We start from the raw sequence: 11,099 nt of genomic DNA on the forward strand, positions 1-11,099 counted from the left end.
TCATTAAAATTAAATTATTTGGAATGATTCCAAATAATTTAAAATCAGTTGAGTAGAGTTTGGTTTGCTAAGTACATAATTTTGAGCCTCATGCCCAATTTTATTTCTTAATTTTTTATTTTTAAGAAGATCTGATATTATTATATCAAATCCTGACTGATTTTGAATTGTGATTGCTCCTCCGGCCTGAATTAATTCTTCGGCTTCAATAAACTTATGATAAACAGGTCCAAAAATAACCGGTGAACCAAAAACTGCAGGTTCTAACACGTTATGAACCCCTTCTTTTCCGAATGCACCGCCTACATATGCAATATCTGCATACGAATATACCTTGGTTAATAAACCAACGGTATCCAGAATCAATACTTCAAATTCATCTAAATTCTGATCTATTATTTCTGTATAAAGAATAGTTTTTAGTTTTAGTTCCGACTTAAGATTTTTAATATGTTCCACATCCATGTTGTGAGGAGCAATTATCCACTTACAGTTAAGCCGGGTATCCAAGTTCACATACTTTTCCAAAACAATATCATCCTCTTTCCATGTACTTCCGGCAACCAATAAAATATGGTCATCTTTAAACTTTTCCAACCATGATAAATGATTATCTCGATTCAAAAGCATTTTCACCCTGTCAAATCTTGTATCCCCTGAAACTATAACTTTCTCTATTCCAATAGATTTGAGCAGTATCTTAGATTTTTCATCTTGAACAAAAAAGCAGGAAATATTTTTCAGTACTGAAACCATCCATTTACCGACTGGCTTAAAATAAATCTGATTTTCCCTAAAAACTGAAGATATAAAAATAATTGGAATCTTTGTACTGGATAGTCTGATAAGCAAATTATACCAAAAATCATACTTAACAAAAATTGCTATTTCCGGATGTAAATTTTTTATAAGCATTTCTGCATTGTATGCTGTATCTAAAGGAAGATAAAACACTAAATCAGCCCAAGTATTATCTTTGACAACTTCAAAACCTGAAGGTGAAAAAAAACTAATGGCAAATTTGTAATCCGGATATCTCTCTTTTAAGGCTGTCAGCACAGGAAGACCTTGTTCATACTCTCCTAACGAAGAAGCATGCATCCAGATAACCTTATCATCCGGCTTAATCTTATCCTTTATTAAGGTAAACACATTTTTTCTTCCATTTACCCATAATTTTGCTTTGGGATGAAAAATTGAAGCTACTCTCATTCCAAATCCTAAAAAATAAATGCTTAGTTTATATATAGTGTGATACAATTTTTCATATTTATTTTAAACAATAATTAATCACATAAGTCCAATTCCGATCTTTCTTTAATGTGATTTAAAACTCTCAAATGAATTTTATGTATGATAAAATCAGACCACAATTTCCAATATCCTGCAGGAGCTATATTTAATTCATACCAGGTTGTTCCGGATAATTGAGTTTGATTATCTCCGATACTTCTCAACTTAAACTCTCCTTTTTTTGATAAAAAATATCCTTTTAAATGAAGAGGCTGAATATTCCAAAAAGGGTTCATTTCATTCATGGGTAATGGTTGTCGTTCAACAGCAAATTTCAACTCATAAGGAGCATTCCACTCTGTAATTGGTTCGACAAAACTACCGGTTGTAAAATTGCAATATCTAATAGCTCCAATACCTCTCCCTTTTATTTTAGCATCGGTAGGATAAGAAATACCCGTTTTGAATATGATTTCTTTTGGTGGTAAAATTGAATCAAATTCTAATACATTGGTCCAAACATTTTCAACCGAAGAATTTATATCAATTTCCGTCGTAACTGAAATAAGAGCCGATGCTTTATTTTTAGAGTCGAAACTTAAAAACACCATTGAAGATGTCAGAAAAAAAACTGTCAGTAACTTTTCATTTACTTTGAATTTTTTCGCTACTGACTTACCTATAAGTGCTCCTAAGAGTACTAATAACAATAAAATGGGTAAAGCCATTATTATACATATGATCCCTTCCATTGCTAAGAATAACAATAAAAAAAGAGATATAGATAAATTTATAACAGCCTGATAATATACATTCCTTTTATATTTTATTTTAGTTACGTAAAATGATGGAACAGCTCCTAATAAAAAGGGTAAAAATATAAAGATGGTCAGACCGTAAACCGACAGATATTTAATTGATATTATTCCTAAAAGAAAACAACAGGTTATTGTTAGAAAATCGATCAAAATTTCTTTAAACATCTTTATATTTTCAATTTATTAAGACTTAAAAATCTGAATTTTTAAATACTAATAAGCAATGGCGAATAAAACACGTTTTTTAGACGGATTACCGGAATAAACACATTTTCCTTCTTCTTCTTTAGCATCTAAGGGGATACAGCGTATCGTAGCTTTCGTTTCTGCTTTTATTTTCTCTTCAACTTCTACAGTACCATCCCAATGTGCAGAAATAAATCCACCTTTTTCACTTAAAACTTTTTTGAAATCTTCGTAGGTATCTACTTCTGTTATTAAAGAATCTCTATGAGCTTTCGCTTTATTATAAATATTTTGCTGAATTTCTGTTAATAAATCCTGTATGTGCTGATCTAAACCATCCACAGAATGAGTATGTTTTTCAAGAGTATCCCTTCTTGCAATTTCCACCTGATTATTTTCCAAATCTTTAGGTCCAATTGCAATACGTACAGGTACACCTTTTAATTCATATTCATTAAATTTCCAACCCGGTTTGTATTCGGTTCTGGAATCAAATTTTACAGAGATTCCTCTACCTTTAAGATTATTTATTAATTCAGTGGCCACTGCAGATATTGCTTCCAATTGCTCATCGGTTCTGTGAATAGGAACTATAACCACTTGTATAGGAGCTATATTAGGAGGAAGTACCAAACCGTTATCATCGGAGTGAGCCATTATCAATGCTCCTATCAAACGTGTAGATGCGCCCCAGGAAGTTGCCCATACATATTCTTGTTTACCTTCTTTAGATTGATATTTTACATCAAAAGCTTTAGCAAAATTCTGTCCTAAGAAATGTGAAGTACCTGCTTGTAATGCTTTCCCATCCTGCATCATGGCCTCAATTGTATAAGTTTCTTCGGCTCCTGCAAAACGTTCAGCCGGAGATTTTAATCCCTTTATTACCGGAACTCCCATAAAATTCTCAACAAACTCAGCATAGACGCGTAGCATTTGCTCAGCTTCTGCTACTGCTTCTTCTTGAGTTGCATGTGCGGTATGTCCTTCCTGCCACAAAAATTCGGCTGTTCTTAAAAATAAACGTGTTCGCATTTCCCAACGTACCACATTTGCCCATTGGTTAACTAAAATAGGTAAGTCTCTATGAGATTTAACCCAATTTTTATAGGTATTCCAGATAATGGTTTCGGAGGTTGGTCTAACGATCAATTCCTCTTCAAGCTTAGCGTCTGGATCAACTATCACTCCGTTTCCATCGGGTGAGTTTTTAAGTCTATAATGAGTTACAACAGCACATTCTTTAGCAAACCCTTCAACATGGTCAGCTTCTTTAGATAAATAAGATTTAGGTATAAATAATGGAAAATAAGCATTTTCATGTCCTGTATCTTTAAACATCTGGTCCAATTGCTTTTGCATTTTTTCCCATATTGCATATCCGTAAGGCTTAATAACCATACACCCCCGAACACCGGAGTTCTCTGCCATATCCGCTTTTAATACCAATTCATTATACCATTTGCTATAGTCCTCCGCTCTTGATGTAAGTGTTGCCATATTGTAACTTAATTCTTATGTTTATTAAACTATTTCAATTACAAACTGTCATACTATTAACTAAAATTTAACGTTACTGTATATAAGGATACGTTTATTTTAATTGGTATGACTTTTGTATTTCTTTAACTAAATTTAGAGCAAAAATAAAATATATAAACTACTAAAAAAAATATCATGAAGATTATTACAAATAACTTAAAAAGATTTTGGCTGATATCGGGAGTCTCTCTGGTATTATCCGGCACCTTAACTTCATGTTATGTTGGTCAGACATCATATGCAGGGGAAGACAGTATATACTATAATCCTAATAGATCTAATCAATATAAAAGAAGCCAAAGCCAACAGTCTTACGGATATATTTATAACGATTCCAATAATTCATCGAGTAATGATGATACAGAAGTACGAATTGGAAAGAAATATATAGCACCGAGGACAAATACTGAGGAACTTTTATACGATCAGGAATCTGACAATTCAAATTATTCCTCAAACAATAACAACTCTTACAACTATTCTCCCAATACTAATAGCGGATGGGGCGATGATGGAGGTACTGTTATAAACAATTATTATTACGGAAACAGCTATGGATGGAACTCTCCATACTATGGTTCTTATTACTGGAATTCTCCTTATTGGGGGTGGGGTAATTACTGGCGTCCGGGTTGGAGCTGGGGTGTTTCTGTTGGATGGGGATGGGGATCTATTGGCTGGGGTTCCAGCTGGTGGGATTATCCTTCTTACTGGGGAGGTGGCTGGTACCGACCATGGGGCTGGGATTATTACAGCTACTACCCAAGATATTACGGCAATTACGGTCCTCGTTCTGTTGCTTACGGCGGAAGAAGTTCGTCTTATTTAGGGCAGTCTTATAATGCTTCCCGTTCCAGACAAATGCAGGACGTTCAAAGAAGAAATTCCCGAAGTGAAATTATAGCTTCAGCAAACAGAACAAATTCAGCTGTTCAAAACGGGAGAACTAACAGTAATATCTATAATGGTAGCAGAAGTAACTCTTCTATAAGTAATTCCCGTGGTTCAATTTCCAACGGAAGCAGAAGTAATTCTTCTATTGGAAGCAGCAACTCTACAAGCAGAAGCAATTCTATTGGAAGCAGTAGAAACAATTCTATTGATAATAGCAGAAGTAGCAGTTCTACTAGCAGAAGTAATTCTATTGGAAGCAGCAGCTCTAACAGCGGAAGTAGAAGCAACTCATATGAAGGTAGCAGAAGTAGTGCTATAGGTGGAAACAGCAGAAGTAGCTCAAGTTCTTCCTCATCACGAACTCCAACGTATTCAGCTCCAAGTTCAAGTAGCCGAGGAGGATTTGGCGGTGGCAGCTCTATGGGTGGTTCCCGTTCTGGTGGTAGTTCTATGGGAGGAGGTTCTCGTGGTTCTATGGGCGGAAGTAGAAGATAATCTAATATTTACATGAAAATAATTACTAAATATGAATACTAAAATAATCTATGGATTTGTTTTACTGGCAATAGTTCAGTCTATCGGTAAGTCACAGACAACAGACTTTTATCCAAATGATATATCTGATGCATTGAATGCATATGGCAATACTTTTGATGCTGTGGGTACTGCACGCTTTATAGGTATGGGAGGATCTATGGGAGCACTGGGAGGAGATCTCAGCGCAGTAGAAATGAACCCTGCAGGCTTAGGTGTTTACAGAGGTTCTGAAGCAAGCATATCTGCTAGCGTACTTTCCAATAAAAATACTGCCTCTATGGGGTCCTCATATTCTAATTCTGATACTAATTTTAATTTTCCAAGTGCTGGTTTTGTACTTGCTTTAGGTGGTAATTCAGAAATATGGAAATTTAACGTTGGGGGTAGCTTTTCATACCAAAGACTTGATAATAGTGTACAGTTTTCAAAAAATGATAATATTAATTATCAATATCCTGATGTATCTGGAGTTGACAGAACCTATCGGTTTGAAAGTCTTGAGCAATATACTAACGGATACCGTTCTAAGGCTAATATAACTTTTGCAAGTAATTTACAGGATATCCTATATTTAGGGATTGGCTTAGACTGGCATTATTTGAACATGGACAGAGAAACAAGATATTCTCACCGTAACACTGTTGACGGAGAACTTATGAGTTTTAACGAGCAATTAACTCCTTATCGTCAAGAAAACAACGGAGTTGGACTTCGTGTAGGTATTTTAGGTAAAATAACACCCGAAATAAGGCTTGCGGCTGCCTATCACTCACCTATCTGGTGGTCAAATATGAAATATGATTATTTATCTTATACTTTAGATGCTAATAATGATATTGTTCAGAATTATTGGTATTATGACAATTATAAGTTAAACTCTCCCGGTAAAATAGTATTAAGTGGAGCTTTTGCTTCAGATATTATAAACGAGAATAATTCATTGGCGGTTAATCTTGATTTTATTAATTATTTTAATAAAGATATTAACTTTAAAAGTGATTATGATTATCAGCTAAACAATAATTTTGTTAATCATTCTATTCAGGGTTCGCAGGAATATCGGGCAGGTGTTGAATACAGATATAAAGAACTTAAACTAAGAGCCGGGTATGCATATGCCTCTTCACCTGTGAAAAACAAGTCTGTAGGTGGTTATTATGACAACAGTCTGACCAGTTCAATTGTCTATCCTAAAAATTATATGGCAGGAGAAAAAAATAAATTGTCATTTGGAGCGGGATATGACGTAGGACCATTTTTTATAGATCTAGCTTATCAATACATTAAATCTGATTATTACACTTCTTTCTCTGGTGAATATTTTAATTATTATGATAATTCGAGGGTAACCGTAGTTGAAAATGATAGACCCATTTTAGGAAAAGTTAAAAATGTTCAAAATAATTTTATCCTTACTCTTGGGATGAGATTTTAATATGATTTAAAATATATAAAAAAGGCTGACTCAATGGTCAGCCTTTTTTATTGTAAATTACTTATTATTTTTAAGCAAATCTCTAATTTCAGTTAACAAATCTTCTTGTGAAGGCTTTGGTACTTCTTTTTCTTTAGAAACTTTCTCTTCTTTTTTCCTCATAGCGTTAATTCCTTTAATGATAAGGAACAAAGAAAATGCTACAATTAAAAATGACAAACATGTTGATAAGAAGTTTCCATACTTAACCGCTGTTCCCGGTATCGTCAACTGGGATAAATCATCCAGATTGGCTGCTTTTAATGCCGGAGTCAGTATTAACGGAGTAATAATATCATCTACCAAAGATGAAACTATTTTGTTGAAAGCTCCTCCAATAATAACCCCTATGGCTAAATCGACTACACTGCCTTTTAAGGCAAATTCTTTAAATTCTTTAATAAAGCTCATTTTTAATCTTAATTTTAAATAAAATTCATGACTTTTGCCATGATTACAGCTTGTTATGTTTCAAATATTATTCCAAAATTATCATCTAAAACAATTCTACCTTCCCGTTTCTCATTTGATTCGGGAAAAATCAAACCTTTAATTTTTAATGTTTTCCGCTTAGTAATTAAATCAGAGATCTGTTTTGTTGTTAATTTTTTTCCATATATTTCAAAGGGAATTTTAAAATTACAATTTTTATAATCACTACATCCATAAGCTGATTTCCCTTGAATTAAAGTATGAGTGCTACATTTTGGACAGGTTATTTTAGAAATATCGGTTTCATTTTTACTTGTGATTGTTTTAGTTTTACCTTTTAGCTGACTTTCCGTCTTTTCGACAACAGATATTCTCCGAAATTTACTGTTCTTTACCTCTTCTGTTAAATGAGTAACCATTTCGATTAATTCATTTTTAAAAATATCCAATTCATATTCTCCTTTTTCAATCAATCTGAGTTTTCTTTCCCAAACACCTGTAAGTTCAGCGCTTTTGAGTAAATCATTCTGAATGGTATCTATTAAGTCTATACCTGCCTGAGATGCATATACATTTTTTCTTTTTTTCTCTATGTATTTCCTACGAAAAAGCGTCTCTATTATATTTGCTCTAGTAGAAGGTCTTCCGATACCATTATCTTTGAGCAGTTCTCGCATTTCTTCATCTTCAACCTGTTTTCCGGCTGTTTCCATTGCTCTAAGTAGAGTTGCCTCAGTAAAAGGTTTGGGAGGAGTAGTTTTACCCTGGTGTATAAATGGTTCATGCGGTCCAGTTTCTCCTGCGACAAAAACCGGCATCGTTTTTTCTTCTTCAACTTTATCCGTTTTCTTATCCTGAATATAAACTTCCCTCCAGCCTAATTCCAAGATCTGTTTGCCTAAAGCTTTAAAAGGAAGCTCTCCTACTTTCGCTACTACTAAGGTATTCGATATTTTACATTCAGGATAAAATACGGAAATAAACCTGCGGGCAATAAGATCGTAGATTCTTTTTTCATCTGAATTTATATATTCAGGAAGAACATCCGTAGGAATTATAGCATGATGATCAGTTACTTTAGAGTTATCAAACACGGCTTTAGACATAGGAATAGGCTGAGAAAGTAAATATCGGGTAAATTTTTCATAGAATTTCATACTTGCCAAAATTCCTTGAATTTGAGGATATAAATCTTCAGACAGATATGTGGTATCTACACGAGGATAGGTTACAAACTTTTTTTCGTATAGACCCTGAACCAATTTAAGGGTATTATCTGCTGAAAAACCATATTTTTTATTAGCTTCTACCTGCAAAGAGGTTAAATCAAAAAGACGTGGATTTTTTTCTTTCCCTTCTTTTTCTTCAAAAGAAACAATTTCAAAAGGATGATTTTTTAAATATTCCAACCCTTTTTTTGCTTTTTCCTCTGTTTTAAGCCTTTCAATATCAGCATTAAATTCTGTTTCACGATAAAGAGTCTTCAGTTCCCAATATTCTTCAACTACAAAAGCATCAATTTCTTTTTGTCTTTGAACTATCATTGCCAAAGTAGGAGTTTGCACCCGGCCAATGGAAAGCAATGTTTTTGAAACCGCAAATTTTTTTGTAAAAAGCCTGGTTGCATTTATACCCAAAAGCCAGTCACCTATTGCTCTGGCACTTCCTGCTGAATATAAATTTTCATATTCTGAGGAATCTTTTAAGTTATTAAATCCTTCTTTAATGGATTGCTCTGTCAGTGAAGATATCCAAAGCCGCTTTACAGGAACCTTGCATTTGGCTTTCAGCAATACCCATCGCTGAATCAATTCCCCTTCTTGCCCTGCATCCCCGCAATTAATAACTTCATTACAATCATGGACAAGCTTTTCTATAACGTGAAATTGTTTTTCAACTCCTTTATTTTGTATTAACTTAATTCCAAAATTTGCCGGTATAAGAGGTAGATCCTCTAAATACCAGGATTTCCAATTGGGATTGTAATCATGTGGCTCTTTTAAAGTACATAAATGACCGAATGTCCAGGTTACTCTATAACCGTTTCCCTCGAAATATCCGTCTTTTCGGTCTCTGGCTCCGACTATCTGGGCTATATCTTTTGCTACACTAGGTTTTTCAGCAATACAAACTATCATTATCTTGTCCAATTTCAACCTGCAAAATTGCAATTTTTTCTTTTAAAAAGAAAAACATCCTTCAGAACTATGACTGAGTCGAATCTGCAACAATACTCATCTGCCAATCAAAATTATCCGTCCATTCACCCTCATTTTTTCCTTTATAGCTCATTCCGAAATCTTTGAAGTTCAAAGTAAATCTTTCTGTATTTAAGTATAGATGCTGCTTTTCCTCCCTTAGGTTTGCCTTTACTGAAATAGTTTGTTTAATTCCACGTAACTCGACAACCATATCCAGCTGTGTATTATAATCTGATACTCCTTCTATTTTTTGAGATGAAATAATTTTTATCATTGAAACCGGGTATGTTGCTATATCTAAAAACTCTTTCCCCTTCATATTCTCAAGTAATTTTGTTCGTTCTTCTCTTTTTTCAATACTTTCATTTACCAAACTTGCCCAATCGACAACTAAACTTGCGTTTTTTAATTGTGTATTTGATATATTTAAAAACCCTTCTTTAAATTTACCCCAACCAAAATGACAAATATTCAGGTTATTTTTAATTATATAAATGGACCAGTTAATCTTACTTAACTTTAAATTTATTTTATAATTTTTAAGGTTTATGGCAGCTGATGTTATTTTTCCGCTGGCTGGAAGAGCATTTTTAGGGGTTTCGCTACATGAAATGAATAAAAACAATATAATCAGAAATCCTAAAAGTGGTTTTTTCATTTTTAATATTTTAAATTTGTGAAAGGAAATATTATCTTTTGATTAATCTAACGTATTAGTTAAGAGTTATAATATACTTCTATAAAAAATTTTTAAAACTTTTTTACAGGCTATTTATGTTAGAAATTAATGACTTATCATTTTCATACGATTCAGATAAGAAAATAATATCATCTCTTACCTTTCATGTTGAACAGGGAAATATGCTGGCTCTTATAGGTGAAAGCGGTAGTGGTAAGAGTACTATTCTGAAATTAATTTACGGCTTACTAGATTGGGAAAGCGGTGAAATTATTTACAATGGCCGTAAGCTTACCGGCTTCAAAGGAAATCTGGTACCCGGAGAATCTGAATTCAAATATCTGGAACAGGATTTCGGATTAATGCCTTATGCGACTGTAGGCGAAAATGTTGGGAAATTCTTATCTAATATAGATCTTAAAGAGAAACATGAACGCATTGTTTTTTTGTTAAGCCTGGTAGAAATGGATGAATATATAGATAGCAAAGCGGATAACTTAAGCGGCGGGCAAAAACAAAGAGTAGCTTTAGCTAAAGCTTTGGCTCAGACACCCTCTGTACTACTTTTGGATGAACCTTTTTCTCAGGTTGACACTTTTAAGAAAAGCATGTTAAAAAGAGCTGTTTTCGATTTTGCCAAAGAAAATAATATTTCTATTGTTCTTGCTACTCATGAAATTGAAGACGCTTTAGCCTTTGCTGATGAAATGATTATAATTAAAAAGGGAACTATTGTACAGAAAGGTTTACCCGCAGATATTTACAAAATGCCTGAAAATGAATATGTAGCTAATCTTTTCGGAGAAACCAACATACTTTCCAAAGAAGAATTTCCCGGCTTATCGGAATATACTCATCATTCTCCTGTACTTGTTTACCCTCATCAATTGATACTTTCAGATAACGGATTAAGGGTTAAAGTCTTAAAAAGTTACTATCTAGGAAGTCATTACTTGGTTGAAAGTATTTATAAGTTTAAACGAATCTGGTTTCACAGCCCTAATTTCTTCCCGGCTGGAGATGAATGTTTTTTGCAAATTGAAAATTTTCAGATTTTTGATTAAATACTTTTTTGATTAATTTTTTCTGCAAAAAAATTAAAA

The 11,099-nt window shown here is 33.5% G+C and carries 9 protein-coding genes; 3 read left to right on the plus strand and 6 right to left on the minus strand.

Features of this window, described 5'->3' with window-relative positions:
- Positions 1-9: 9 nt before the first annotated feature.
- Genes EQ921_RS11525 through proS form a run of 3 tightly spaced genes read right to left on the minus strand, consistent with a single transcriptional unit; the run spans position 10 to position 3,737 of the window.
- Positions 10-1,260: a 3-deoxy-D-manno-octulosonic acid transferase gene (locus EQ921_RS11525; RefSeq protein ID WP_128331761.1), complete on the minus strand. Its 1,251-nt coding sequence runs from the start codon at positions 1,258-1,260 to the stop codon at positions 10-12.
- Positions 1,261-1,286: 26 nt separating this feature from the next.
- Positions 1,287-2,216, minus strand: coding sequence for a hypothetical protein (locus EQ921_RS11530; RefSeq protein ID WP_128331762.1), 930 nt, complete (start codon positions 2,214-2,216; stop codon positions 1,287-1,289).
- Between the two features lie 48 nt (positions 2,217-2,264).
- Positions 2,265-3,737, minus strand: coding sequence for a proline--tRNA ligase (gene proS / locus EQ921_RS11535; RefSeq protein WP_128331763.1), 1,473 nt, complete (start codon positions 3,735-3,737; stop codon positions 2,265-2,267).
- Positions 3,738-3,914: 177 nt separating this feature from the next.
- Here proS and EQ921_RS11540 point away from each other — a divergent pair, with 177 nt between their 5' ends.
- Entirely contained in the window at positions 3,915-5,168 is a 1,254-nt protein-coding gene (locus tag EQ921_RS11540) for a hypothetical protein (RefSeq protein ID WP_128331764.1), read from the plus strand.
- Between the two features lie 31 nt (positions 5,169-5,199).
- Positions 5,200-6,645, plus strand: coding sequence for an OmpP1/FadL family transporter (locus EQ921_RS11545; protein WP_128331765.1), 1,446 nt, complete (start codon positions 5,200-5,202; stop codon positions 6,643-6,645).
- A gap of 57 nt (positions 6,646-6,702) precedes the next feature.
- On the opposite strand, the gene mscL is transcribed toward EQ921_RS11545, so the two are convergent.
- From mscL to EQ921_RS11560, 3 genes are all read right to left on the minus strand, one after another.
- The gene (gene mscL, locus EQ921_RS11550) at positions 6,703-7,095 is read right to left on the minus strand and encodes a large conductance mechanosensitive channel protein MscL (RefSeq protein WP_128149617.1); all 393 of its coding nucleotides are present in this window, start codon (positions 7,093-7,095) and stop codon (positions 6,703-6,705) included.
- Positions 7,096-7,148: 53 nt separating this feature from the next.
- The gene (locus EQ921_RS11555) at positions 7,149-9,254 is read right to left on the minus strand and encodes a type IA DNA topoisomerase (protein ID WP_128331766.1); all 2,106 of its coding nucleotides are present in this window, start codon (positions 9,252-9,254) and stop codon (positions 7,149-7,151) included.
- Positions 9,255-9,321: 67 nt separating this feature from the next.
- Positions 9,322-9,975 (minus strand): YceI family protein, encoded by a 654-nt coding sequence (locus tag EQ921_RS11560; RefSeq protein WP_128331767.1) that lies wholly within the window; start codon positions 9,973-9,975, stop codon positions 9,322-9,324.
- A gap of 116 nt (positions 9,976-10,091) precedes the next feature.
- Between EQ921_RS11560 and EQ921_RS11565 the strand changes: the two genes are divergently transcribed.
- Positions 10,092-11,060 (plus strand): ABC transporter ATP-binding protein, encoded by a 969-nt coding sequence (locus tag EQ921_RS11565; RefSeq protein ID WP_128331768.1) that lies wholly within the window; start codon positions 10,092-10,094, stop codon positions 11,058-11,060.
- Positions 11,061-11,099 lie beyond the last annotated feature (39 nt).

Origin of the sequence: Apibacter sp. HY039 (assembly GCF_004023655.1) — a bacterium.
GTDB classification, from domain to species: Bacteria; Bacteroidota; Bacteroidia; order Flavobacteriales; family Weeksellaceae; genus Apibacter; species Apibacter raozihei.